Origin of the sequence: Streptomyces sp. NPDC102360 (assembly GCF_044766085.1) — a bacterium.
Classification (GTDB): Bacteria; Actinomycetota; Actinomycetes; order Streptomycetales; family Streptomycetaceae; genus Streptomyces.
Genome location: NZ_JBIWLG010000004.1, coordinates 226716 through 252057 on the forward strand (window position 1 = coordinate 226716; position 25342 = coordinate 252057).

Genomic DNA, 25342 nt, shown 5'->3' on the forward strand with positions numbered 1-25342 from the left:
CGTGAACTGCCGTACGGCGCCGGTGACTTGGTTACTTCTTCTCGACCGGCTTGCGCAGCTGGATGTTGAGCTCGCGCAGGCGCGTCTCGTCCAGCTCGGTGGGCGCGCCCATCATCAGGTCCTGCGCGTTGCCGTTCAGCGGGAACGAGATGGTCTCCCGGATGTTCGGCTCGTCGGCGAGGAGCATGACGATGCGGTCGACGCCCGGGGCGATCCCGCCGTGCGGCGGAGCGCCGAAGCGGAACGCGCGGAGCATGCCCGCGAACTCGGCCTCCACGGTCTCCGCGTCGTAGCCCGCGATCTCGAACGCCTTGATCATGATGTCGGGCTCGTGGTTACGGATGGCGCCGGAGGACAGCTCGATGCCGTTGCAGACGATGTCGTACTGCCACGCCAGGATGTCCAGCGGGTCCTTCTCCTCCAGGTCCTGCATACCGCCCTGCGGCATGGAGAACGGGTTGTGGGAGAAGTCGATCTTGCCGGTCTCCTCGTCCTTCTCGTACATCGGGAAGTCGACGATCCAGCAGAAGCGGAAGACGCCCTCCTCGAAGTGGCCCGCGCGCTTGGCGGCCTCGACGCGGACCGCGCCCATGATCTTCGAGACCTCGTCGAACTCGCCCGCGCCGAAGAACACGGCGTGGCCGGCCTTGAGGCCGAGGCGCTCGGTGAGGACCTTGACGTTCTCCTCGGTGAGGAACTTGGCGATCGGGCCCGCGAACGTGCCGTCCTCGCCGACGCGGATCCAGGCGAGGCCCTTCGCGCCCTGCTCGACCGCGTAGTCGCCGAGGCCGTCGAAGAACTTGCGGGACTGCGAGGCGGTGTCCGGGACGGGCAGCGCACGCACGTGCCTGCCCGCGAACGCCTTGAACTCCGAGCCCTCGAACACGTCGGTGATGTCGACGAGTTCGAGCTTGGCGCGCAGGTCCGGCTTGTCGTTGCCGTACTTCAGCATCGACTCGCGGAACGGGATCCGCGGGAACGGGCTCGTGACCTCGCGGCCGCCGCCGAACTCCGTGAAGATCTCCGTCATGAGCTTCTCGATCGGGCGGAAGACGTCTTCCTGCTCGACGAAGCTCATCTCGATGTCGAGCTGGTAGAACTCGCCCGGCGAGCGGTCCGCGCGCGCGTCCTCGTCGCGGAAGCACGGCGCGATCTGGAAGTAGCGGTCGAAGCCCGAGATCATCAGCAGCTGCTTGAACTGCTGCGGGGCCTGGGGGAGGGCGTAGAACTTGCCCGGGTTCAGGCGGGACGGGACGACGAAGTCGCGGGCGCCCTCGGGGGAGGTCGCGGCGAGGATCGGCGTCGCCATCTCGTTGAAGCCGAGGTTGACCATCTTCGAGCGGATCGAGGCGATGACCTCGCTGCGCAGCATGATGTTGCGGTGCATGCGCTCCCGGCGCAGATCCAGGAAGCGGTACTCCAGGCGACGCTCCTCGCCCACGCCGTCGTCCTGGTTGATCTGGAACGGCAGCTGCTGCGCCGCGCCGAGCACCTCGACCTCGGAGGCCTCGATCTCGACCTCGCCGGTGGGCAGCTCGGGGTTCACGTTGTCGGCGCCGCGGGAGACGACCTTGCCGTCGATGCGGACGACCGTTTCCTTCGTCAGCTTGTCGAGGACCTCGGCGGCCTCGGTGCCGGGGCGGGCGACGAGCTGCGTGATGCCGTAGTGGTCGCGCAGATCGATGAAGAGGATGCCGCCCAGGTCTCGGCGATTGTGCAGCCAGCCGCTCAGCCGGACGTCGGAGCCGACGTCAGAGGAGCGGAGCTCGCCGCAGGTGTGGGACCTGTACCGATGCATCGTCGTTCATCCAGCCTTTGCGCTTGGGGTTCCCCGGGAGACAACCGGGATCCCCCCAAGCCTACCGGCCCCCGGCGGCCCGTCCCCCGCTGCTCAATCGCCGCAGGGGGTGGAGCGCCTCAATCGCCGGCGGGGCTTGATACCTCAAGCCCCGCCGGCGATTGAGGCGATCTTTCCAGCCCCGCCGGCGATTGAGGCGCGGGGTCCGGGGCGGAGCCCCGTGACGTCGGCCCGGCTCCCGGGGCCAGGCCTGCCCACCCCAGGCGGCAGCCTCTGGTGGCCGGGAGCGATCAACCCTTCCTAGAGTGGGGCAATGCGCACCGGTGACCTCCCTCCCGTGGAGGACGTCCTCGCCGCTCTGGCCACCGGGCTGTGGCGATGGGACAACCGGGCCGGGCTCGTCACCTTCGACGCCGAGGCCGCCCGGCTCATCGGCCTGCCCACCGCCGCCCCCGGCGAGCCCGTCACCTTGACGGAGTCCGCCGCCCGCGCCCGTTTCCACCCGGTCGACTGGAACGAGATCGACGGGATCGTGCAGCTCGCCGTCGCCGAGGGCACCCTCGCCGAGGCCCGGCTGCGCGTCATGGACGGCCAGGGCCATGTACTGCGCACCGTACGCAGCCGCTCCAAGCCGATCCTGCACGGCGACACCCCGGACTCGTTCGAGCTCATCGGCACGCTCCAGGAGGTCTCCGAGCCGCCACCGGAGGCCGCGTCCCGCACCCCGGTGACCGGCGACTGGCGGCGCTCGCGCGAGGCCTTCCTGCTGGACGCGGGGCGGGCGCTCGCGGAGGCCGGGTCCACGGAAGAGGTGCTGCGGGTCGCCGCGGGGCTCTCCATGCCGGGGTTCTCGCCGGACGGCCTCGCCGTGTTCGGCGTCGCGGGCGACCGGCTCAACGTCATCGGGCACCACGGCCAGGCGGACGGCGAGGAGGACCCCTTCACCGATATGGACCTGGCCACGGACTACCCGGCCGCCGAGGTCGTCCGCACCGGGCGCGCGGTCTATCTGTCCTCGCCGGACGAGTACCGCGCCCGCTACCCGGCCGCCTGGCCGCTGGCCGCCCGCTTCGAGCGCAAGTCGTGGGCGTTCCTGCCGCTGATCGTCGCGGGCCGCACGATCGGCGCGTGGATGGCGGGGTTCATGTACCCGGTGTCGTTCACGCCCGACGAGCGCTCGGTCCTGACCACGGTCGCGCGGATGCTGGCGCAGGCCCTGTCCAGGGCCGGGGTCGCCGAGTCGGAGCGGGAGCTCACCGACGGCCTGCAGAAGACGATGCTGCCCTCGCTCGGCCCGGAGATCCCCGGCATGAGCATCGCCGCCCGCTACGTGCCGACCGGCGGCGGTCTCCAGGTCGGCGGCGACTGGTACGACATGATCCCGCTGCCGGGCGGTGGCATCGCCCTGGTCATCGGCGACGTACAGGGCCATGACGTACGGGCGGCGGGGCTGATGGGCCAGCTCCGCGTCGCCCTGCGCGCGTACGCCTCCGAGGGCCACCGGCCCGATGCCGTGCTCTCCCGAGCCTCCCGCTTCCTGCACGGCATCGGCGACACCGACGAATCGGGTGCGGACCCGCGCTTCGCGACCTGTCTGTACGTGCAGGCCGACCCGGCCACCGGCGTGCTGGAGATCGCCCGCGCCGGGCACCCGGACCCCGCGATCCGGACGACCGACGGCACCGTCCTGGTCCGCCCCACCGCGGGTGGACTGCCGCTCGGGGTCGACCCGGACGCGGACTATCCGACGACCCGCCTCGTCCTCGAACCCGGCGAGACGCTGCTCCTGTGCACGGACGGCCTGATCGAGACGGGCGGGCACGACCTGGACACCGGCTGGTCGCGGATCCGTGCGGCCCTGGAGTCCGGCTCGGACGACCGGCTGGAGGAGCTGGCCGACACCCTGGTGCGGGCGGTCCACGGCCCCTCCTCGCACCACTCCACGGGGCCGCTCGTGGACCGCCGCGAGGACGACATCGCGCTGTTGCTGCTGCGCCGCACCACCGAGCCGGCCGGTGCCACGGTGGCCCGGCGCACGGCGATGACCATCGCCCAGGCCGAGCCGGAGCGGATCGCGGCCGCCCGCCAGCAGCTGCGGGAGCTGCTGCACGACTGGGCCGACACGGATCAGATGGACTCGGCGGTGCTGCTCGTCTCCGAGATGGTCACCAACGTCCTGGTGCACACCGACGGCGACGCACTCCTGGTCGCCGAGATGACCCGGCACGGCAGCGAACCCCGCCGGCTCCGCGTGGAGGTCGCGGACGCCTCCGACGACCTGCCGCACAAGCGCCGCCCCGGTGAACTGGCGTCATCGGGGCGCGGGTTGGTGCTCATGGAGCTGCTCGCCGACCGCTGGGGCGTGGACCCGCGGGGCGAGGGCAAGAGCATCTGGTTCGAGCTCTACGAGCCTTCGGACGCGGGTGGGGACGCGGGTGGGGACGCCGCTGCCGCAGTTTCACGTGAAACAGCATCCGAGGCCCCGTAGCGTTCGCGCAGTTCGCTGAGGACGCCGAACGCGGCGGCCGTCAGCGGCACCGCGAGCAGCATCCCGAGGATCCCGGCGACAGAGGCCCCCGCCGTGATCGCGAGCAGTACCGCCGCCGGGTGCATCTGCACCGTGCGGGACTGGATCATCGGCTGCAGCACATGCCCTTCGAGCACCTGCACCGCGAGCACCACGCCCAGCGCCCACAGCGCGATGACGAAACCCCGGTCGGCGAGCGCGACCAGGATGGCCACCGCTCCGGAGATGAAGGCACCCAGGTAGGGGATGTAGGCGCCGACGAACACCAGCGCCGCGAGGCCGACCGCGCCGGGGACCTGAAGGATGAGCAGCCCGATGCCGATGCAGGTCGCGTCGATGAGGGCGATGAGGGTGGTGCCGCGCATGAAACCGGAGATCGCGGCGAAGGCCCGGCGGGCGATGGCCTCCAGGGTCTCCCCGGCCGAACCGGGCGCGGCCTGCCGCAGCGCTTCCCGGAAGCGCGGGGCGTCACGCAGGAAGAAGAAGCAGAGCAGCAGGGCGAGCACCGCCATCGCGGCGACCTCCCCCGCCGCGCTGAGCCCGCTGATCACTCCGGACGCTGCGTTGCTGCCGTACTTCTTGAGCAGGTCCTGGGCGTTGTCGGCGAGATGGTCGAGGTCGAGCGCGCCGGTGCCGAACCGGTCGGAGAGGTCCTGCGCGGCCTGCTTGAGCGAGGTCACGATCTGGTCGCCGGTGTCGATGAGGGCCGCGACCACGATGTATCCGGCGCCGCCCACGACGACCAGGATCAGCGCGCAGGTGAGCCCGGAGGCGAGGGAGCGCTGCACCTTGGCGCGGCGCAGGGCGAGGTAGACGGGCCGCAGCAGCGCGGTGCCGAGCAGGGCGAGCAGGACCGGTACGACGGCGGTCCTGAGCTGGATGCACAGCACGATCCCGAGCCAGCCGACCCCGGCGACGAGCAGGACGACGGCGCACCAGGCGGCGAGGCGGCGGGCGGGGTCGGGGAGGAGTGGCTTACCGGTCTGCACCCTGCCAGTTGATCACGCACGCGAACGCCCCGCCTCCCCGGCCTCTCCGGCCGGGTGACGGGGCGTCACGTCTGTCGGCGCCTCACGTGTGCGGCAGGCGCTCCTTGCTGGGGATGACGCCCAGGCGTCCGGCCTGGAAGTCGTCGAAGGCCTGCTGCAGTTCGGCCTTGTTGTTCATCACGAACGGGCCGTAGTGCGCCATGGGCTCACGGATCGGCTGCCCGCCCAGGATGACCACTTCGAGGTCGGGGGTGTTCGCGTCCTGCGACTCGTCGGCGCGCACGGTCAGGGACGAGCCCGCGCCGAACACGGCGGTCTGTCCCGTGTGCACGGGACGCCGGTCGGGGCCGACGGTGCCCTTGCCCGCGAGCACGTAGACCAGCCCGTTGTAGTCCTCGCGCCAGGGCAGCGTCGCCTCGGCGCCCGGGCGGACGGTGGCGTGCACCATCGTGATCGGGGTGTGCGTGATGCCGGGGCCGTCGTTGCCGTCCAGCTCACCGGCGATGACGCGGAGCAGCGCGCCGCCGTCCTCGGTGGTGAGCAGCTTGACCTGGCCGCCGCGGATGTCCTGGTAGCGCGGGTTCTTCATCTTGTCCTTGGCGGGCAGGTTGACCCACAGCTGGAGGCCGTGGAACAGACCGCCGCTCATGACGAGCGACTCCGGCGGCGTCTCGATGTGCAGCAGACCCGAGCCGGCCGTCATCCACTGGGTGTCGCCGTTGGTGATGGTGCCGCCACCGCCGTGCGAGTCCTGGTGGATGAAGGTGCCGTCGATGATGTACGTGACGGTCTCGAAGCCGCGGTGCGGGTGCCAGGGCGTGCCCTTGGGCTCCCCGGCCTCGTACTCCACCTCACCCATCTGGTCCATCATGATGAACGGGTCGAGGTGCTTGTAGTTGATCCCGGCGAACGCGCGGCGCACCGGGAATCCCTCCCCTTCGAAACCGCTGGGCGCGGTCGTCACAGCGAGCACGGGGCGCGCCACGGCGTCCGCCGGCGCGGCCACACGGGGCAGGGTCAGCGGGTTCTCGACGGTCACAGCGGGCATGGCGGCCTCCTCGGGGTCTGCTTCCAATTTAGTTGAACGGTGAACATCCAGCAAGTCGTGCCGTATTCCCGACCGCGCCGGGGCCGGGTACGGACACGCAAAGGACCCGGACGCGAGAAGCGTCCGGGCCCGTACGAGTCAAGGGTGGGGGCGGCTGGCCGCCCGCGAAGCGATGGCGTCTAGCCGTCTACGAAGTAATGGCGTCTAGCCATACATGCGGCGCATCGCGAAGTCGACCATCTCCTCGACCGCCTTCGCGTCGAAGACCATCCGGTGCTCGCCCTCCATGTCGAGGACGAAGCCGTATCCGGTGGGCAGCAGGTCGATCACCTCGGCGCCGGTGATGACGAAGTACTTGGACTCCTTGCCCGCGTACCTGCGCAGCTCCTTGAGCGTGCTGAACATCGGGATGACCGGCTGCTGCGTGTTGTGCAGCGCGAGGAAGCCCGGGTTGTCACCGCGCGGGCAGTAGACCTTCGACGAGGCGAAGATCTGCTGGAAGTCCTCGGCGGACATCGAGCCCGTGGTGAACGCGCGGACCGCGTCCGTGAGCGAAGGCGGCGACGGCTCCGGGTACAGCGGCGGAGCCTGCTGCCCGTACCCGCCCTGCGGCGGCGCGTACTGCTGCTGCCCGGCGCCCGGGCTCTGGTCGTAGCCGTACATGAGGGAAAGACTACCGACGCCCGAGGGGGCGGCGGGACGAGAGCGCCAGAGCGCCTAGTTCGTCACAGATGGACCACTGGGGGTTGATTCTTATTACCCACGGGTAGCATTGTGTTGGTTACTAGTTGGTATGCGTACGAGGACGGTCCGGGCCAACCCGGGACGACCCGCCTCCCCGATCTTTTACGGAGCCGTCGCCATGGGGCATTACAAGTCGAATCTCCGCGACATCGAGTTCAACCTCTTCGAGGTGCTCGATCGCGACAAGCTGTACGGCACCGGACCGTTCGCGGAGATGGACGTCGACACCGCCAAGAGCATCCTCGAAGAGGTCACCCGCCTCTCCGAGAACGACCTGGCGGAGTCCTTCGCGGACGCCGACCGGAACCCGCCGGTCTTCGACCCGGAGACCAACACGGCGCCGGTCCCTGCCTCCTTCAAGAAGAGCTACCAGGCGTTCATGGACGCCGAGTACTGGCGGCTCGGCCTGCCCGAGGAGATCGGCGGCACCACCGCCCCGCGCTCGCTCATCTGGGCCCACGCGGAGCTGATCCTGGGCGCCAACCCGGCGGTCTGGATGTACTCGTCCGGCCCCGCGTTCGCCGGCATCCTCTTCGAGGAGGGCAACGAGCAGCAGAAGAAGGCTGCCGAGATCGCCGTCGACAAGCAGTGGGGCTCGACGATGGTGCTGACCGAGCCGGACGCCGGTTCGGACGTCGGCGCGGGCCGCACCAAGGCCGTCGAGCAGGCGGACGGCTCCTGGCACATCGAGGGCGTGAAGCGGTTCATCACGTCCGGTGAGCACGACATGTCGGAGAACATCCTCCACTACGTCCTCGCCCGCCCCGAGGGCCACGGCCCCGGCACCAAGGGCCTCTCGCTCTTCCTCGTCCCGAAGTTCGAGTTCGACTGGGAGACCGGCGAGCTGGGCGAGCGCAACGGCGTCTACGCCACGAACGTCGAGCACAAGATGGGCCTCAAGGCGTCCAACACGTGCGAGATGACCTTCGGCGACCAGCACCCCGCCAAGGGCTGGCTGATCGGTGACAAGCACGACGGCATCCGCCAGATGTTCCGCATCATCGAGTTCGCCCGCATGATGGTCGGCACGAAGGCGATCTCCACGCTGTCGACGGGTTACCTCAACGCCCTCGAGTACGCCAAGGAGCGTGTCCAGGGCTCCGACCTGGCCCGCAGCACGGACAAGACCGCGCCGAAGGTCACCATCACGCACCACCCGGACGTGCGCCGCTCCCTGATGACGCAGAAGGCGTACGCGGAGGGCATGCGCACGCTCGTCCTCTACACGGCCTCCGTGCAGGACGCGATCCAGGTCAAGGAGGCCGCGGGCGAGGACGCCTCGGCCGAGCACGCGTTCAACGACCTGCTGCTCCCGATCGTCAAGGGCTACGGCTCCGAGAAGGGCTACGAGCAGCTGGCCCAGTCGCTGCAGACGTTCGGCGGCTCCGGGTTCCTCCAGGAGTACCCGATCGAGCAGTACATCCGGGACTCGAAGATCGACACCCTCTACGAGGGCACGACCGCGATCCAGGGCCAGGACTTCTTCTTCCGGAAGATCGTCCGCAACCAGGGCGCCGCGCTGAACGCGCTCTCCGAGGAGATCAAGAAGTTCCTCGCCGTGGAGACCGGCGGCGAGGAGCTGACCGCGGCCCGCGAGACGCTCGCCAAGGCCGCCGGCGAGCTGGAGGCCATCGTCGGCCTCATGATCAACGACCTGGTCGCCACCGAGCAGGACGTGAAGTCCATCTACAAGGTGGGCCTCAACACGACCGGCCTGCTGATGGCTTCGGGCGACGTGGTCGTCGGCTACCTGCTCCTCAAGGGCGCGGCCGTCGCCGCCGAGAAGCTCGCGGCGGGTGCCTCCGGCAAGGATGTCGCGTTCTACCAGGGCAAGATCGCGGCTGCGAAGTTCTTCGCGGCGAATGTCCTGCCGGGCGTGACGGGTGCGCGGAAGCTGGCGCAGACGACGAGTGAGTCGGGGGCGGACATCATGGACCTGGACGAGGCGTCCTTCTAGACCTTGTCGTGGTGAGGCCCGTCGTCCCTGTTGCGGGGCGGCGGGCTTTCGCCTGTGGCCACAGGGCGTGGCGTCGTACGCAGACGCGGTCACTTGTGCTTTCGCGCGCAGTTCCCCGCGCCCCTAAAAGGGGCGCGGGGAACTGCGCAAACCCACGACGCGACCGCCGGCCGCGCGGTGAACAGGGCCGGGCACACACGGGCGCGGAGGCCGCCGGAGGCAGGCCGCACGGGGCCGCGCACCACCCGGAGGGGCTGGCCTACCCTTGCCGCATGAACACCGCCTCCCGCCCCTTCGATCGTGGGCACACCGACGACCTGATGGCCTTCCTCGCGGCGAGCCCTACGCCGTACCACGCCGTGGCCAACGTGGCCGCGCGCCTGGAGAAGGCCGGCTTCCAGCAGGTCGCGGAGACCGACGCCTGGGACGGGACGTCCGGAGGCAGGTTCGTCACCCGCGGCGGCGCCGTCATCGCCTGGTACGTGCCGGAGGGCGCAAGCGCCCACACGCCGTTCCGGATCGTCGGCGCGCACACCGACTCCCCGAACCTGCGTGTGAAGCCGCAGCCCGACCTGGCGAGCAACGGCTGGCGGCAGGTCGCCGTGGAGATCTATGGCGGGCCGCTGCTCAACTCGTGGCTCGACCGCGACCTGGGCCTCGCGGGCCGCGTCTCGCTGCGCGACGGCACCGAGCGCCTGGTGAACGTCGACCGCGCCCTGCTGCGCGTCCCGCAGCTCGCCATCCACCTGGACCGGTCGGTCACGTCGGACGGCCTGAAGCTGGACAAGCAGCGCCACATGCAGCCCATCTGGGGCCTGGGCGGCGACGTTCACGAGGGCGACCTGATGGCGTTCCTGGAGGACGAGAACGGCCTCGGCCGCGGCGCCATCACCGGCTGGGACCTCATGACGTACGCCATCGAGGCGCCCTCCTACCTGGGCCGTGACAAGGAACTGCTCGCCGGGCCCCGGATGGACAACCTCCTGTCCGTGCACGCCTGCACGGCCGCGCTCGCCGAGGCGGCCAAGCAGGAGGACCTCTCGTACATCCCCGTGCTCGCCGCGTTCGACCACGAGGAGAACGGTTCGCAGTCCGACACCGGCGCCGACGGCCCGCTGCTCGGGAACGTCCTTGAGCGTTCGGTGTTCGCGCGCGGAGGCTCGTACGAGGACCGGGCGCGTGCCTTCGCGGGAACGATCTGCCTCTCCTCCGACACCGGGCACGCCGTGCACCCCAACTACGGCGAGCGCCACGACCCCACGCACCACCCGCGCGCCAACGGCGGCCCGATCCTCAAGGTGAACGTCAACAACCGCTACGCGACGGACGGTTCGGGCCGGGCCGTGTTCGCGGCGGCGTGCGAACGGGCGGGCGTCCCGTTCCAGTCGTTCGTGTCGAACAACGCGATGCCGTGCGGCACGACGATCGGCCCGATCACCGCGGCCCGGCACGGCATCAAGACCGTCGACATCGGCACGGCGATCCTGTCGATGCACAGCGTCCGCGAGCTGTGCGGCGCCGACGACCCGTACCTGCTGGCGAACGCGCTCACCGCGTTCCTGGAGGGCTGAGCGGGTCCCGCCCGCGTCAACAGCGGTGTGAGTACGAGGGGTTCGGGGGTACCCGGGCCCCTCACACATTTCCGCACACACCGCAGGAGGCGAAGCTGATGAGCCTTGGAGGTTCCATCATCCTGGTCGCCGTCGGGGCGATCCTCGCGTTCGCGACCGACTGGCACATGCAGAGCGTCAACCTCGACCTGGTCGGCTGGATCCTCATGATCGTCGGCCTGATCGGCGTCTTCGTGTTCCGCAGCGTCGGACGGCGCAGGGGCCTGGTCCCACCGGCCGGTCGCACGACCGTGGTCGAGGACGAGCGGGACCGCCACATCTAGGGCACCCGGAAGAGGTTCGGGACCTGGAGACGGTGTGGCAGGCGGGCGGCGGGTGGTTCCGTGACCGACGCTGGGCAGCTATGAGCGACAGCAGCGGGCGTGTCAGTCGTACCGTCCAGTGGGCCACCGAGCAGGTCGAGAGCGTGCAGGAGCGGGTTCCGTTCGTTACGCGCACGGTGCGGCAGATCGTCGCCGTGCGGCTGCTCGACTCCTCCACGCGGCTGGCCGCGCAGGCGTTCCTGACGGCGATCCCGATGCTGTTCGTCGTCGCCGCGTTCGCGCCATCGGGCGTGCGGGAGCAGCTGCTCGACTCATCGCGCACCGCGATGGGGCTCAGCGGCGCATCGCTCGACCAGGTCAAGCAGGTCTACGCGGCGGGGGATTCCGGTACGCGCGACACCTCGGGGGTGGTCGGCGTCCTCGTCACGCTGCTGTCGGCGACCGCGTGCAGCCGGGCGCTCCAGCGCGTGTGCGAAAGGTCCTGGGAGCTGCCGCCGGCCGGGCTGCGGCTCGTGGCCTGGCGGTGGCTCGCGTGGCTCGGGGTGTGGACGGCGGCGATCCTCGCGCAGGGCGTGCTGCGTGACGGCTTCGGCGCGGGCGCGTGGCTGGGGCTCGCGCTGTCGTACGTGTCGAGCGTGCTGCTGTGGTGGTGGACGCAGCATCTGCTGCTCGGGAGCCGGGTGGCGTGGCTGCCGCTGCTGCCGGGAGCGCTGCTCACCGGGGCGGGCGTGGTCACGCTGTCATGGGCCTCGCACCTGTACATGCCGCGCGTGCTGGACCGTTCGCTCGCCCAATTCGGCCCGTTCGGGCTCGTGTTCACGCTGTTGTCGTGGCTGATCGTGCTGTTCACGGTGGTGTGCGTGGGGATCTCGGTGGGCCGGGTCGTGGCCCGTGAGCGGCCGGTGGCCCGGCTGCTGCGGTGGTCCCCGGCGGCGTAGCCACCGCCGGGGGCCGGCCGCGGGATTACCGCAGCGGGTTGCCGAACAGGGCCTTGGCGTCCGGGGCACCGAGGTCCTTCGGGTTGATGGCGGTCGAGCCGGTGGCGGTGATGCCGGTGGCCGTGCCCGGGAAGGACCAGGTCGCGCCGGCCGACGCGTTCTCGCCGGTCGCGGAGACCGCGAGGTCGCGCTTGCCGTCGCCGTTCGTGTCGAGCAGCTGGCAGCCCGAGCCGAACGTGTCGTCCGACTCGGCGACGCCCGGCACGTCCGCCGTGTTCTGGTTGAACACCTGGGAGCCCTCGCCGGTCACGCCGTCCGCGGAACCGTGCAGCAGCGCGACGGCGCCGGCGTTGCTCAGACCGCTGAAGTCCTCGCCCGCGATGCCGAGGGCGACCTCGGCCTTGCCGTCGCCGTCCACATCGGCAACGGAGACGCAGGAGCCGAGCTTGTCGCCGTCCTCCTGGGCGCCGTAGAAGCCGGGCAGGGACTGGTCGAAGGCCTGCGTGGCGTCGCCCGTGAGGCCGTCCTTCGAGCCGAACGCGACGGTGACCTTCTGGTTCGTCTCGCCGATGTCGGACTCCTCGGGGTCGGAGCCGACGACCAGGTCGTCGATCCCGTCGCCGTTCACGTCACCGGAGGCCAGTTCCCCCTGGGTCTCCGGTGCCCAGCCGCGCTTGAAGCCCGAACCGCTGCCGTACAGCACGGTGTTGTTCCACATGCCGTCGCCGTTGTACGAGCGGGCGGCCAGGTCGTCGCGGCCGTCGCCGTTGAGGTCGCCGACCGCGTTGAAGAACACGGGGCCCGTCGTCGAGTCCGGCCCGTCCACGCAGCCGGACGGGTCGTCGACGCAGGTCGCGTCGTCCTTGCCGTAGCCCCACCACTCGGACTTGTCCATGAAGTTGAGCTTCTGGGCGGGGGCGCCGGCCTTGGAGACCGGGCCCTTCCACAGGGCGGCCCCCTCGGTCTCGGGGTCGTCGCCGTAGCTGCCCATGTCGGCGAGCAGGGCCAGGTCGGCCTTGCCGTCGCCGTCGAAGTCGCCGATCTGCGGCGACCTTCCGTAGGTGGCGATCTTCGTGCCGCCGGTCAGGCCGGAGGCCGAGCCCCAGACGATGACGCTGCCGGCGGCCTTGCTCTTGGAGCCGATCACGAGGTCGCTGTAGCCGTCGCCGTCCAGGTCGCCCTTGGTGAGGTACTGGCCGAACGCCTCCTTGGCTGCGGCCGAGCCCGGAATCCCGCTGGTGGAACGGGAGATCAGCTTCTTGTTCGCGAGGTCGAGCCCGTTCGCCGAGCCGTACGTCACCGCGACGTAGCCCGCCCCCGCCTGGCCGGAGATCGTGCCTCCGGTCGCGGCGGCCACGAGATCGGCGTACCCGTCGCCGTTGAAGTCCTCGGAGGCGTCGGCCTTCCCGGCGGCCGCCTTGGCGGCGGTGGCGGTTCCGGTGGAGATTGCCCCCGTGGCCGCCTGGGCCGGGGTCAGTGAAACGGCGGTCAGGCCGCCCGCGACGAGGGCCGCGGACAGCAGGCCGATCCGGTTCCTGCGGACACTGTGGGGTCGTGCGCGCAACATGCGGTTCCTTTGGTCGTAAGGTCACGTCCATCTCATACGACCCATTAATCCCTCGAACGGTTGCACGTACCACTGAATTCGCTTTCTACGTGCGGCTTTTCGGGGCCCCTGCGAGGCACTGTTCCGCCATCCGGCCCCGGACGGGCGGCGAATGGGCGTCGCGAGGAGGGTCCTCGTCCCGGGATTCGGGCACTGGTGTACGTATGCGCTACGAAGTGAAAGAGCGGATCTTCGGGATCGGCGAGGACTACTGGATCGAGGACGAGCACGGCCGCAAGGCGTTCCTCGTCGACGGCAAGGCGATGCGCCTACGGGACACGTTCGAGATCAAGGGGCCCGACGGGCAGGTCCTCATCGACATCCACAAGAAGGTGTTCGCGCTACGCGACACGATGGTCATCGAGCGCGGGGACGAGGAGCTGGCGAAGATCAAGCGCAAGCGGCTCTCCCTGCTGCGCAATCACTACCGTGTCCAGCTCGCCGACGGCAGCACGGAGCTCGACGTCAGCGGCAAGATCCTGGACCGGGAGTTCGCCGTCGAGTACGAGGGGGAGCTGCTCGCCGAGATTTCGCGGCGGTGGTTGCGGGTGCGGGACACCTACGGCGTGAATGTGGTGCGGGAGGATGCGGATCCGGCGCTGCTCATCGCGGTGGCGGTGTGCGTGATCCACCTCGCGGAGAAGGAACGCGGAGCGGTGGACTGACCGTCCGGGGGCGGGGGCGTGGCTGGGCCCACGGGGGCGGTGGTGGCCTGACCCCGGTCCGGGGGGGGCGGAGGCGTGGCTGAGCCCGCGGGGCGGTGATGGCCTGACCCCGTCCGGGAGCGGGAGGCGTGGCTGAGCCCGCGGGGCTCCGCCCCGGACCCCGCGCCTCAATCGCCGGCGGGGCTTGATATTGCCGGGCTCGATGTTGCCGGACTTGATGTTGCCGGGCTCGATTTACCCGCCACCCGCCCATCTCCCACCCACCCGCCCCCTCCGGGGGCGTCGGCCTCACCGGGCGTCGACACCGCCTTGAGCACGGGGCGTCGGCCTCACGGTATGCCGCAACCGCCTTGCGCCATCCGCCGACGGAACGGTTCCCCACCCGTGGCCGCCGACCGCCGCCGCCTTGGGCAATCTGCCGCCTTGGGCGGCAGGGTGGGCAAGGCGGCGCCCCGGTGCCGCGCGACGGTGACGGCGGGCGTTGGCCCCGGTGCGGATCAGAGCACGGTGCCGCGCGACGATACGGACGGCGGGCGTTGGCCCCGGTGCGGATCGGAGTACGGTGCCGCGCGACGGTGAACGGGGGCCCCGGCCCCGGTTGAGCGCCGCCAGGACGGTTCCGGCACACTACGGACCGGTCGGCGCCGGCAGGCCCATGCGGCGGTCCTTCAGGGCCGGGAACTGGTTCCGGGTGACCCCGACCTCCGCCGGGTCGAACTCCACCCGCAGCACCTCCTCCCCGGCCCCCGCCTCCGCAAGCACCTCACCCCACGGGTCGACCACGACACTGTGTCCGGCCTGCGCAACCCCCGCATGCGTACCCGCACTTCCGCACGCCAGCACGAACGCCTGGTTCTCCACGGCCCTCGCCCGCGCGAGCAACGTCCAGTGCGAGCGCCGCCGCTCGGGCCACCCCGCCGACACGATCAGCGTCTGCGCACCCCGGTCGACCAGCCCCCGGTACAGCTCAGGGAACCGCAGGTCGTAGCACGTGGTCACACCCACCACGGTCTCCGGCAGCCGCACGGTCACCAGTTCCTCGCCGGCGCCCATCAGCACCGCCTCACCCTTGTCGAAGCCGAACCGGTGGATCTTCCGGTAGGCGGCGGCGAGTTCGCCGTCGGGGGAGAAGACGAGCGAGGTGTTGTAGAGGGGGCCATCGGGGTCCCGTTCCGGGATCGAGCCCGCGTGCAGCCACACCTCCGCGTCCCGCGCGGCCTTGGCCATCGCTTCGAAGGTCGGCCCCTCCAGCGGCTCGGCCTCCTCGGCGAACCGCTCGTAGGCGAAGGCCCCGGTGGTCCACAACTCGGGGAGTACGACGAGGTCGGCGGCCCCCGCCTCCGCTCGGACCAGTGAACTCACGCGCTCACGACGGGCGTTGACCGATTCGGTCGCCTTGTCGTCATTTACCGCGATCTGGATGAGCGAGGCGCGCACACTACCACCGTCCTGGCATTCGAGCCGTCGGCTCTACGTCAACAACAGCCCTGCGTTCGTCACACCAAAGCACTGCCGGGGTGCCTACGGGCAGCGTAACTTAGCCATTCAAGACACCCACGCCCATGCCCGACGACTGTCTAAACGCCCGTGTACCACCGCTCGAGGGGTCCCTTTCCGTGAGTCTCCACCCCAGCCTTCAGACCTACGCCGACGCCTGGACCCACTCCGTGGAAGCGATATCCGAGCTGGTCACCCCGCTCCCCGAAGGTGAATGGAACCGGGCCACGCCGTGCCCGGGCTGGTCGGTGCGCGACCTCGTCTCGCATGTGATCGGCACCGACTGCGAGATGCTCGGCGACCCGCGGCCCATCCACACGCTGCCCCGCGACCTCTACCACGTGCAGACCGAGTCGCAGCGGTACCAGGAGATCCAGGTCGACATCCGCCGGCACCACACGGCACCCGAAATGGTCTCCGAGCTCGAGTACACGGTCATCCGGCGCAACCGGCAACTGCGGAACGAGTCCCGCGACCCCTCGACCATCGTGCGCGGCCCGCGCGGCATCGAGGAGACCCTCGAATTCGCCATGCGCAGGCGGGCGTTCGACATCTGGGCGCACGAGCAGGACCTGCGCTGGTCCCTCGGCAAGCCCGGCAACCTCGACTCCCCGGGCGCGTACGTCACCCGTGACCTGCTGCTCTCGATCCTGCCGAAGATCGTCACGAAGGACGCGGGGGCTCCGGCGGACTCGGCCGTCGTGTTCGATGTGCACGGCCCCGTGGAGTTCCTGCGCACGGTGCGCGTGGACGCGGACGGCAAGGGCACGATCGACGGCTCCCCGTCTCTCGGCCCCGCGGTGACGATGGCCCTGGACTGGGAGACGTACGTCCGGCTGTCCTGCGGCCGTGTCACGCCGGACGCGGTGGCGGACCAGGTGAAGTCCGAAGGCGACGCGGACTTGGCGTCAGCGATCCTGAGGTCCCTGACGGTCACCCCCTGACCCTCCGGCCGACCGTGCCGGACCCCCGGGGCTCCGCCCCGGACCCCGCTGGCTCTCGTCGAAAGTGCGGGGCTTGATTTGCCCACCCACCGCCGCCACCTCGCCTTGGGCGATCTACCCCCAGAACGACTCCCCACCCGAGGCGGCCGACCGCCGCCGCCTTGGGCAACCCGCCCCAAGACCGGCTCCCCACCCGTGACGCAAGGCCGCACCGCCCTGGGACCATCCGCCCCAAGACCGGCTCCCCACCCGAGGCGGATGGCCGCCACCGCCCTGGGCAATCTGCCGCCTGGGGCGGCAGGGTGGGCAAGGCGGCGCCCCGGTGCCGCGCAACGATACGGACGGCGCCGGCCCCGGCAACCGCATCAAACCGGTACGTGTACCGACGCCACCCGCGACGCCACCAGGCGCTCCCGCTCGGCGCGAGCCGCCCGTCCCCGCAACCGGAGGATCTGGCTCACGCCGAGCGCCTCGAGGACGAACACCGCCGAGAACGCCACCCGGTAGTTGTCCCCGGTCGCGTCCAGCAGCACCCCCACCGCGAGCAACGTCGTCATCGAGGCGACGAACCCGCCCATGTTGACGATCCCGGACGCCGTCCCCTGCCGCTCCGGCGGATTCGCCGGCCGCGCGAAGTCGAACCCGAGCATCGACGCGGGCCCGCACGCCCCGAGCACCACGCACATCGCCACGAGCAGCCCCATCGGCGACCGCCCGGGCCACACCATGGGCAACGCCCACATCACGGCGGTCACCGCCACCGTGCCGAGCGCCAACGGCAGCCTCGCGGAATGGTGCCGCGCCACGATCTGCCCGTACACGAGCCCGATGACCATGTTGGACAGCACCACGAGCGTCAGCAGTTCACCGGCCGTGCCCCGCGAGAGCCCCTGCGCCTCCACCAGGAACGGCAGCCCCCACAGCAGCAGGAACACCATCGCGGGGAACTGCGTCGAGAAGTGCACCCACAGCCCGAGCCGCGTGCCCGGCTCCCGCCACGTCGCCGCGATCTGTCCGCGCAGATACGCGGCGCCCTTGTGCGTACCGGCCGGCGGAGCGGGCTCGTACCCCTCGGGGTGGTCCTTGAGGAACAGCAGCATCAGCACCAGCACCACGACGCCCGCGAGCGCGCTGCCCGCGAACGCGGCCGTCCACCCGATGCCGTGCAGCAGCCGCGCGATCACCAACGTGGAGACCAGGTTTCCCGCCATGCCGACGAGCCCGGCCAGCTGCGCGACCAGCGGACCTCGCCGCGCCGGGAACCACCGCGTGCCGAGCCGCAGCACGCTGATGAACGTCATGGCGTCGCCGCAGCCGAGCAGCGCGCGAGAGACGAGCGCCATCGAGTACGAGGAGGAGAACGCGAAGCCGAGCTGTCCGACGGTGAACAGGATCACGCCGAGCGTCAGCACCTTCTTGGTGCCGAGCCGGTCGACCATCAGGCCGACGGGTATCTGCATGCCCGCGTACACGAGCAGCTGGAGGATCGAGAACGTCGAGAGCGCGGACGCGTTGATGTGGAAGCGCTCGACGGCGTCGAGGCCCGCGACACCCAGCGACGTACGGAAGATGACGGCGACGAAGTAGACGGCGACGCCGATCGACCAGACGGCGACGGCCCGCCGCCCGCCGGGCGGATCGCCGGGCAGCGTGACCGGCGAAGACGTAGCTGAACTCATCGTTCGTCACCCCGCGCCAGGCTCCGCACCCAACTCACGTGCCGGCGCACGACGGCGACGGCGGCCTCCTCGTCCCCGGCCCGCAGGGCGTCGAGGATCTCGCTGTGCTCGGAGAGCGTCTTCGCGATCCGGTCCGGGTGCGAGCGCATCACGGCGACGCCCATCCTCAGCTGCCGGTCGCGCAGTTGGTCGTAGATGCGGGAGAGGATCTCGTTGCCCCCGCTGCGGACGATCTCCGCGTGGAAGCAGCGGTCGGTGGTGGCGGCCTCCGTGAACTGCCCGGCGGCGGCCTGCGCCCGCTGCTCCTCCAGGAGCTCCTCCAGGCGCGCGAGCAGCTGCGGGGGCGCGGGCACGGCCTTGCGCACCGCGTGCTCCTCGACGAGCAGCCGGGTCTCGACGACGTCCGCGATCTCCTGCGCGGAGACCGGCAGGACCAGGGCGCCCTTTTTCGGGTAGAGCTTGAGCAGCCCCTCGACCTCCAGCTTGAGCAGCGCCTCGCGCACGGGCGTGCGGGAGACCCCCACGGCCTCGGCGAGCTCGCCCTCGGTGAGCAGCGTCCCGCCCTCGTAGCGGCGCTCGAGAACGCCTCGTTTTACGTGGTCGTAGACGCGCTCCGCGGCGGGTGGCCGCTTCTCGGCGGCGGGCTTTGCGGCAGCGGCCTTTTCTGTGACGGTCGAGGGCATGCGCACATCATAGATACAACACGTACGCAAGATGGAAGGCGTCCATGATTCGGGACGCCCGCCACGGCGCCCATCCCTTTCGCGCGGCCACCCTTTCCACGCAACCACCCGGACGCTCCACGTGTCTCACATAGCGCGCCCCCAACCTCAAGAGGCGCAATTCCAGGCACATTTGGAGCATTCGACTTGAAAACTCGCAGAGCGGGCACAGCTCTTCTCGTCGCGGGAACCGTGATCACCAGCGTCGCGCTGACCACCACGGCGCAGGCCGCCACGGCGCCGGCCAAGCCGACGATCGCCGCGGCCGGTGGCTACGTGATGAACAACGGGACGGGTTCGAGCCTGTACACGAAGGCCGCGGACACCCGTCGGTCCACCGGCTCCACCACCAAGATCATGACCGCCAAGGTGGTGCTGGCCCAGACGAATCTGAACCTGGACTCCAAGGTCACGGTGCAGAAGGCGTACAGCGACTACATCGTCAAGAACACCGCGTCGTCGGCCCGCCTGATCGTCGGCGACAAGGTCACCGTCCGCCAGCTGCTGTACGGCCTGATGCTCCCCTCGGGCTGCGACGCGGCGTACGCGCTCGCGGACAAGTTCGGCTCGGGGTCGACCCGTTCGGCGCGCGTGAAGTCCTTCATCGGCAAGATGAACAGGTCCGCGACCGACATGGGCCTGAAGAACACCCACTTCGACTCGTTCGACGGCATCGGCCACGGCGCCAACTACTCGACGCCGCGCGACCTCACGAAGATCGCGTCCTCGGCGATGAAGAACTCGACGTTCCGCTCGGTCGTCAAGACGAAGTCGACGAAGCAGAAGGTCACGACGAAGTCCGGCGGCTACCGCAATATGTCGTGGTCCAACACGAACAGCCTGCTCGGTACGTACTCCGGGACCATCGGCGTCAAGACCGGGTCGGGGCCGCAGGCCGGGTACTGCCTGGTCTTCGCGGCGACGCGCAGCGGGAAGACGGTGATCGGAACGGTGCTGAAGTCGACGTCCGTGAGCGCGCGGACGTCCGACGCCAAGAAGCTGATGGACTACGGCTTCAAGCGGTAGCCGTAATCCCGCCCTGCGACGGCGCTGGGGCCTGGGGCTCGGCCCCAGACCCCGCGCCTCAATCGCCGGCGGGGCTTATTAGGCCCAGGTGATGAGCCTCTTCGGCCGCTCCAAAACCGCCGCCACATCCGCCAGCACCTTGGACCCCAGCTCCCCGTCCACCAACCGGTGGTCGAAGGAGAGCGCCAGGGTCGTGACCTGACGCGGCTTGACCTTGCCCTTGTGCACCCACGGCTGAAGCTTGATCGCCCCGACGGCGAGAATCGCCGACTCACCCGGGTTCAGGATCGGCGTACCGGTGTCGACGCCGAACACCCCCACGTTGGTGATCGTGACGGTCCCCCCCTGCATCGCGCCCGGGGACGTCTTGCCCTCGCGCGCGGTGGAGACCAGGTCGCCCAGCGCGGACGCCAGTTCGGGCAGGGTCTTGGCCTGCGCGTCCTTGATGTTCGGCACGATCAGGCCGCGCGGGGTCGCCGCGGCGATGCCCAGATTCACGTAGGACTTCTGGACGATCTCCTGGTTCGCCTCGTCCCAGGCCGCGTTGACCTCGGGGTTGCGCTTGATCGCGACGAGCAGCGCCTTGGAGATGAGCAGCAGCGGGTTGACCCGCAGCCCGGCCATGTCCTTGTCGCCCTTGAGCTCCTCGACGAGCTTCATCGTGCGCGTCACGTCGATGGTCACGAACTCCGTGACGTGCGGCGCCGTGAACTTCGACTGCACCATCGCCTGCGCGGTCGCCTTCCGCACACCCTTGATCGGGATCCGGATCTCGCGGCCGGAGTCGTACGGAACGGTGGCGGGGGCGGGGGCCGCCACCGGCGCGGGTGCCTGAGCGGGCGCCTCGGGCGCGGGCGCGACGGCCGCGTGCACGTCCTCACGCGTGATGATCCCGTCGGAACCGGACGGGATCACGACGGCCAGATCGACCCCGAGATCCTTGGCGAGCTTACGCACAGGAGGCTTGGCAAGCGGCCGCGCGAGGGTGGCCGTGCCATTGCTGGAAGGCACCGCTTCGGCCTCGGCTCCCTTGCGGGCCCGACGCTTTGTAGAGGATTCGGCAACGCCGTACCCGACGAGCACGGGCTGCCGGCCGGTGGGCGCCTCGGCCTCGGCCTCCGGCTCCGCGGCGGGCTCCGGCGTCGGAGCAGGCGCGGGCGCGTCCCCCGCCACGTCGACCGAAATGATCACCTGGCCGACGTCGACCGTCGTCCCCTCGGGGAACAGCAGCTCCCGCACCACCCCGTCGTACGGGATCGGCAGCTCGACGGCCGCCTTGGCGGTCTCGACCTCGCACACGACCTGGCCGTCCTCGACGGAATCGCCCGGTTGGACGTACCACTTGAGGATCTCGGCCTCGGTCAGGCCTTCGCCCACGTCGGGCATCTTGAACTCACGAGCCATGACGGTGAAGCCCCCTTTCAGTACGCGAGCGAGCGGTCGACGGCATCGAGCACCCGGTCAAGGCCCGGCAGGTACTCCTCCTCCAGGCGCGCCGGCGGATACGGCGCGTGGTACCCGCCGACCCGCAGTACGGGCGCCTCCAAGTGGTAGAAGCACCGCTCGGTGATCCGGGCCGCCAGCTCCGCGCCGGAGCCGAGGAAGACGGGCGCCTCGTGCACGACGACGAGGTGGCGCGTCTTTTCCACCGACTTCTGCACGGCGTCGAAGTCCATCGGCGAGATGGAGCGCAGGTCGAGGACCTCCAGGGACTTGCCCTCTTCCTCGGCCGCGGCGGCCGCCTCCAGGCAGACCTTCACCATCGGCCCGTACGCGACGAGCGTCAGGTCGGTGCCCTCGCGCGCGACGGTGGCCTTGTGCAGAGCGCCGGGCACCGCCTCCGTGTCGACCTCGCCCTTGTCCCAGTAGCGGCGCTTGGGCTCGAAGAAGATCACCGGGTCGTCGCTCTGGATGGCCTGCTGGAGCATCCAGTAGGCGTCGCTCGCGTTCGAAGGCGAGACGACCTTGAGCCCCGACACGTGCGCGAACAGCGTCTCGGGCGACTCGCTGTGGTGCTCGACCGCGCCGATGCCGCCGCCGTACGGGATACGGATGACGACGGGCGTCTTGATCTTGCCGAGCGCGCGGGCGTGCATCTTCGCGAGCTGCGTGACGATCTGGTCGTACGCGGGGAAGACGAAACCGTCGAACTGGATCTCCACGACCGGCCGGTAGCCGCGCAGCGCGAGGCCGATCGCGGTGCCGACGATGCCGGACTCGGCGAGCGGGGTGTCGATGACCCGCTCCTCGCCGAAGTCCTTCTGCAGGCCGTCGGTGACGCGGAAGACGCCGCCGAGCTTGCCGACGTCCTCGCCCATGACGAGGACCTTCGGGTCGTTGTCGAGCGCCGTGCGCAGCGACTCGTTGATCGCCTTGGCGATCGGAAGCTTCTGTACAGCCATGTCCTCAGACCCCTTCCCCGGCGGCTTCATCGGCGAATGAGGCCTGGTAGGCGGCGAATTGCGCGCGCTCCTCGTCGACGAGCGCGTGCCCGTCCGCATACACGTTCTCGAAGATCGCCATGAGGTCCGGGTCCGGCATGGCCCGTACGACATCGCGTACTCGCTTGCCCAACGTCTCGCTCTCGGCGTCGAGTTCCGCGAAAAATCCCTCATCCGTGTCGGTTTGGGACTCCAGGTACGCGCGCAGGCGCAGGATCGGGTCCTTCGCCTCCCACGCCACACGCTCGTCGTCGGACCGGTACTTCGACGGGTCGTCGGACGTGGTGTGCGCGCCCATGCGGTACGTGAACGCCTCGATCAGCGCCGGTCCCTCGCCCTGCCGGGCCCGGTCGAGGGCCCAGCGCGTCACGGCGAGGCAGGCCAGCACGTCGTTGCCGTCCACGCGTACGCCGGGGAAGCCGAAGCCCTGCGCGCGCTGGTACAGCGGCACGCGCATCTGGCGCTCGGTGGGCTCGGAGATCGCCCACTGGTTGTTCTGGCAGAAGAACACCACCGGGGCGTTGTAGACGGCCCCGAAGTTGAAGGCCTCCAGGACGTCGCCCTGGCTGGACGCGCCGTCACCGAAGTACGCGATCACCGCGCTGTCCGCGCCGTCCTTGGCGACGCCCATCGCGTAGCCGGTGGCGTGCAGGGCCTGCGAGCCGATGACGATCGTGTACAGGTGGAAGTTGTTGCTGTTGGGATCCCAGCCGCCGTGGTTCACGCCGCGGAACATGCCGAGCAGGTTCGTCGGGTCGACCCCGCGGCACCAGGCGACGCCGTGCTCGCGGTAGGTCGGGAATGCGTAGTCGTCCTCGCGGGTGGCCCGGCCGGAACCGATCTGGGCCGCCTCCTGGCCGAGCAGCGACGCCCACAGGCCCAGCTCGCCCTGGCGTTGCAGTGCGGTGGCCTCGGCGTCGAAGCGGCGGGTGAGGACCATGTCGCGGTACAGGGCGCGCAGCTCGTCGTCGGTGACGTCGGTGACGTAGCGGTCGTACTCGGGGTGATTGACCCGCTTGCCCTCAGGGGTCAGCAGCTGCACCAGGTCGCTCTGCGGCGCCTTGGCCGTGGCGGCCTTCTTGGTCACCCGCTTCGCGGGGGTCTTGTCGGCAGCGGCGGTCTTGCCGGGGGATTTCTTCGCAGACTTCTTCGCAGCGGTCCGCTTGCGCGGCGGCTGTGCCTTCTGCGCTGCGGCAGTGCTGTCGGCACTGTCTACGGTCACGTGTGCTCCTCCGTCGGTCCGGCCCCGGGATTGCCGGATGGCCAGTCGGCTCGGCTCGCCTGGTCCGTCCACGCACGGGGTGGGTGCGAGGCGCCGGACAACAGGCGTGATGGAAACAGCTCGGCGCTCCGGCAAGCACCCTTCACCCAGCACGTTACCCAGTGGGTCACACATCTGCGAAACCCCATCTGACCTGCGATTTTGCTTGGATTTCCAAGTAAGTCGTTGGTTGGATTTCCTAGTATCGCGAGGTAAGACGAAGCGTCGCAGGTCACAGCTGTGCGACGGGTCCTGGTCTCAGCCTGGCAGGGGGCCGGAACACCGGCACGTTATCCCGGTCACCCCACGATCATCTAGGGCACGGCAGAGGTTCGTGTGTGAGACTGAATCCGTGCGCGAAGACGGAAAAATCCATGTATTTCTGCTCGATGACCACGAAGTGGTGCGCCGCGGCGTCCATGAGCTGCTGTCGGTCGAGGACGACATCGAGGTGGTCGGAGAGGCCGGAACGGCCGCCGACGCCCTGGTGCGCATCCCCGCGACCCGGCCCGATGTGGCGGTGCTCGACGTGCGCCTGCCGGACGGCAGCGGGGTCGAGGTGTGCCGGGAGATCCGCTCCCAGGACGAGTCGGTCAAGTGCCTGATGCTGACGTCGTTCGCGGACGACGAGGCGCTCTTCGACGCGATCATGGCCGGCGCCTCCGGATACGTGCTGAAGGCGATCCGCGGCAACGAGCTGCTCACCGCCGTACGGGACGTCGCCTCCGGCAAGTCGCTGCTCGACCCGGTCGCCACGGCCCGCGTCCTGGAGCGGCTGCGCGACGGCGGCCGCAAGGCCGACGACAAGCTCTCCGGCCTCACCGACCAGGAGCGCAAGATCCTCGACCTGATCGGTGAGGGCCTGACGAACCGGGTCATCGGCGAGCGTCTGCACCTCGCCGAGAAGACGATCAAGAACTATGTGTCCAGCCTGCTGTCGAAGCTCGGCATGGAGCGCCGCTCCCAGGCGGCCGCGTACGTGGCCCGTATGCAGGCCGAGAAGCACTGACGCCTCCCCCGCGCGGGACCTAGGTCACCCGTCCCTTGGGGCGGGTGCCTCTGGTTCGGGAGGCACCCGCGGCGGAGAGTGGTGACATGCCCTCCGACCCGCGGAAAGACCCGCAGACGGCGCCCGCCGGGCAGCAGGACCGGGACCGCGCCTTCGAGCTGCTCGCCCGCGTGCCCTACGGCCGCGTCGCGACCAGCATGCGCGCCCTGCCCTTCCTCGCCTCCGCCCGCCACATCGTGGCCGGCGAACGGCTTCTGCTGCGCGTGCACCGCGGCCTCGGCCACCACGAGGCGTGCATCGGCAGCGTCGTCGCCTACGGGGCGGACAACCTGGGGCAGGAGGGCCCCGAGGACGAGGGCCAGTGGTCGGTGCAGTGCGTCGGCACCTGCGAGCAGGTCGAGCCGACGACGGCCGAACTGGAACTCTTCGGTCCCGCCCCGCACTACTCGGACGACGACCTCTTCGACCCGGTCTACCTGCGCGTCGCCCCACAGTTCGTGACGGTGCACGAGCTGCGGGGCGGTTCGGCCCATTCAAGCCCCTGCGGCGTTTGAGCAGGCACTTCAAGCCCCGCCGGCGATTGAGGCGCGGGGTCCG

General features: G+C 70.1%; 21 protein-coding genes. 10 read left to right on the plus strand and 11 right to left on the minus strand.

Annotated features, from left to right (window positions below; genetic code table 11):
* Positions 1–31: 31 nt before the first annotated feature.
* Positions 32–1798 (minus strand): aspartate--tRNA ligase, encoded by a 1767-nt coding sequence (aspS, locus tag ACIRHA_RS19325; RefSeq protein WP_403846996.1) that lies wholly within the window; start codon positions 1796–1798, stop codon positions 32–34.
* A gap of 313 nt (positions 1799–2111) precedes the next feature.
* Between aspS and ACIRHA_RS19330 the strand changes: the two genes are divergently transcribed.
* Positions 2112–4286 carry a SpoIIE family protein phosphatase gene (locus tag ACIRHA_RS19330; protein ID WP_403846999.1) on the plus strand — a complete coding sequence of 725 codons (2175 nt, stop codon included), beginning with the start codon at positions 2112–2114 and terminating at the stop codon, positions 4284–4286.
* On the opposite strand, the gene ACIRHA_RS19335 is transcribed toward ACIRHA_RS19330, so the two are convergent.
* The 3 genes from ACIRHA_RS19335 to ACIRHA_RS19345 form a co-directional block, all read right to left on the minus strand.
* Complete coding sequence (locus ACIRHA_RS19335) at positions 4202–5314, minus strand: AI-2E family transporter (protein ID WP_403847002.1); 1113 nt, start codon at positions 5312–5314, stop codon at positions 4202–4204. The two genes, ACIRHA_RS19330 and ACIRHA_RS19335, sit on opposite strands and share 85 nt — an antisense overlap.
* An 82-nt stretch (positions 5315–5396) precedes the next feature.
* Positions 5397–6362, minus strand: coding sequence for a pirin family protein (locus tag ACIRHA_RS19340; protein WP_403847004.1), 966 nt, complete (start codon positions 6360–6362; stop codon positions 5397–5399).
* 204 nt (positions 6363–6566) lie between these two features.
* Positions 6567–7025 (minus strand): SseB family protein, encoded by a 459-nt coding sequence (locus ACIRHA_RS19345; RefSeq protein WP_266711827.1) that lies wholly within the window; start codon positions 7023–7025, stop codon positions 6567–6569.
* 199 nt (positions 7026–7224) lie between these two features.
* Between ACIRHA_RS19345 and ACIRHA_RS19350 the strand changes: the two genes are divergently transcribed.
* The 4 genes from ACIRHA_RS19350 (at position 7225) to ACIRHA_RS19365 (ending at position 11895) form a co-directional block, all read left to right on the plus strand.
* A complete protein-coding gene (locus tag ACIRHA_RS19350) occupies positions 7225–9063 on the plus strand; it encodes an acyl-CoA dehydrogenase (RefSeq protein ID WP_403847006.1) in 1839 nt (612 codons plus the stop codon).
* A gap of 272 nt (positions 9064–9335) precedes the next feature.
* Entirely contained in the window at positions 9336–10634 is a 1299-nt protein-coding gene (locus ACIRHA_RS19355; RefSeq protein ID WP_403847009.1) for a M18 family aminopeptidase, read from the plus strand.
* 98 nt (positions 10635–10732) lie between these two features.
* Positions 10733–10957, plus strand: a complete 225-nt coding sequence (locus ACIRHA_RS19360) for a DUF6458 family protein (RefSeq protein ID WP_351338687.1) — start codon at positions 10733–10735, stop codon at positions 10955–10957.
* Between the two features lie 80 nt (positions 10958–11037).
* The gene (locus ACIRHA_RS19365) at positions 11038–11895 is read left to right on the plus strand and encodes a YhjD/YihY/BrkB family envelope integrity protein (RefSeq protein WP_403847012.1); all 858 of its coding nucleotides are present in this window, start codon (positions 11038–11040) and stop codon (positions 11893–11895) included.
* 25 nt (positions 11896–11920) lie between these two features.
* On the opposite strand, the gene ACIRHA_RS19370 is transcribed toward ACIRHA_RS19365, so the two are convergent.
* The gene (locus ACIRHA_RS19370) at positions 11921–13462 is read right to left on the minus strand and encodes an FG-GAP repeat domain-containing protein (protein WP_403847015.1); all 1542 of its coding nucleotides are present in this window, start codon (positions 13460–13462) and stop codon (positions 11921–11923) included.
* A gap of 203 nt (positions 13463–13665) precedes the next feature.
* Between ACIRHA_RS19370 and ACIRHA_RS19375 the strand changes: the two genes are divergently transcribed.
* A complete protein-coding gene (locus tag ACIRHA_RS19375; RefSeq protein WP_403847018.1) occupies positions 13666–14166 on the plus strand; it encodes an LURP-one-related/scramblase family protein in 501 nt (166 codons plus the stop codon).
* A gap of 627 nt (positions 14167–14793) precedes the next feature.
* Here ACIRHA_RS19375 and ACIRHA_RS19380 read toward each other — a convergent pair.
* The gene (locus ACIRHA_RS19380) at positions 14794–15603 is read right to left on the minus strand and encodes a carbon-nitrogen family hydrolase (protein ID WP_403847020.1); all 810 of its coding nucleotides are present in this window, start codon (positions 15601–15603) and stop codon (positions 14794–14796) included.
* A 179-nt stretch (positions 15604–15782) separates the two neighbouring features.
* On the opposite strand from ACIRHA_RS19380, the gene ACIRHA_RS19385 reads away from it, so the two are divergent.
* The gene (locus ACIRHA_RS19385; protein ID WP_403847023.1) at positions 15783–16607 is read left to right on the plus strand and encodes a maleylpyruvate isomerase family mycothiol-dependent enzyme; all 825 of its coding nucleotides are present in this window, start codon (positions 15783–15785) and stop codon (positions 16605–16607) included.
* Positions 16608–16972: 365 nt separating this feature from the next.
* On the opposite strand, the gene ACIRHA_RS19390 is transcribed toward ACIRHA_RS19385, so the two are convergent.
* On the minus strand, positions 16973–18286 hold the full coding sequence (locus ACIRHA_RS19390) for a nitrate/nitrite transporter (protein ID WP_403847025.1): 1314 nt from the start codon (positions 18284–18286) through the stop codon (positions 16973–16975).
* Positions 18283–18969, minus strand: coding sequence for a GntR family transcriptional regulator (locus ACIRHA_RS19395; protein WP_403847028.1), 687 nt, complete (start codon positions 18967–18969; stop codon positions 18283–18285). The genes ACIRHA_RS19390 and ACIRHA_RS19395 overlap by 4 nt, the downstream gene beginning before the upstream one ends.
* A 186-nt stretch (positions 18970–19155) precedes the next feature.
* Between ACIRHA_RS19395 and ACIRHA_RS19400 the strand changes: the two genes are divergently transcribed.
* Entirely contained in the window at positions 19156–20034 is an 879-nt protein-coding gene (locus ACIRHA_RS19400; RefSeq protein ID WP_403847031.1) for a D-alanyl-D-alanine carboxypeptidase family protein, read from the plus strand.
* 78 nt (positions 20035–20112) lie between these two features.
* Here ACIRHA_RS19400 and ACIRHA_RS19405 read toward each other — a convergent pair whose 3' ends face one another.
* Genes ACIRHA_RS19405 through pdhA form a run of 3 tightly spaced genes read right to left on the minus strand, consistent with a single transcriptional unit; the run spans position 20113 to position 23697 of the window.
* Positions 20113–21438, minus strand: coding sequence for a dihydrolipoamide acetyltransferase family protein (locus tag ACIRHA_RS19405; protein WP_403847033.1), 1326 nt, complete (start codon positions 21436–21438; stop codon positions 20113–20115).
* A gap of 17 nt (positions 21439–21455) precedes the next feature.
* Entirely contained in the window at positions 21456–22436 is a 981-nt protein-coding gene (locus tag ACIRHA_RS19410) for an alpha-ketoacid dehydrogenase subunit beta (RefSeq protein ID WP_403847036.1), read from the minus strand.
* A gap of 4 nt (positions 22437–22440) precedes the next feature.
* Positions 22441–23697: a pyruvate dehydrogenase (acetyl-transferring) E1 component subunit alpha gene (gene pdhA, locus ACIRHA_RS19415; RefSeq protein WP_403847038.1), complete on the minus strand. Its 1257-nt coding sequence runs from the start codon at positions 23695–23697 to the stop codon at positions 22441–22443.
* Positions 23698–24088: 391 nt separating this feature from the next.
* Between pdhA and ACIRHA_RS19420 the strand changes: the two genes are divergently transcribed.
* Together ACIRHA_RS19420 and ACIRHA_RS19425 are read left to right on the plus strand one after the other, a co-directional pair.
* The gene (locus ACIRHA_RS19420) at positions 24089–24745 is read left to right on the plus strand and encodes a response regulator (RefSeq protein WP_403847040.1); all 657 of its coding nucleotides are present in this window, start codon (positions 24089–24091) and stop codon (positions 24743–24745) included.
* 86 nt (positions 24746–24831) lie between these two features.
* Positions 24832–25299 carry a pyridoxamine 5'-phosphate oxidase family protein gene (locus ACIRHA_RS19425; RefSeq protein ID WP_403847042.1) on the plus strand — a complete coding sequence of 156 codons (468 nt, stop codon included), beginning with the start codon at positions 24832–24834 and terminating at the stop codon, positions 25297–25299.
* Positions 25300–25342: the final 43 nt, after the last annotated feature.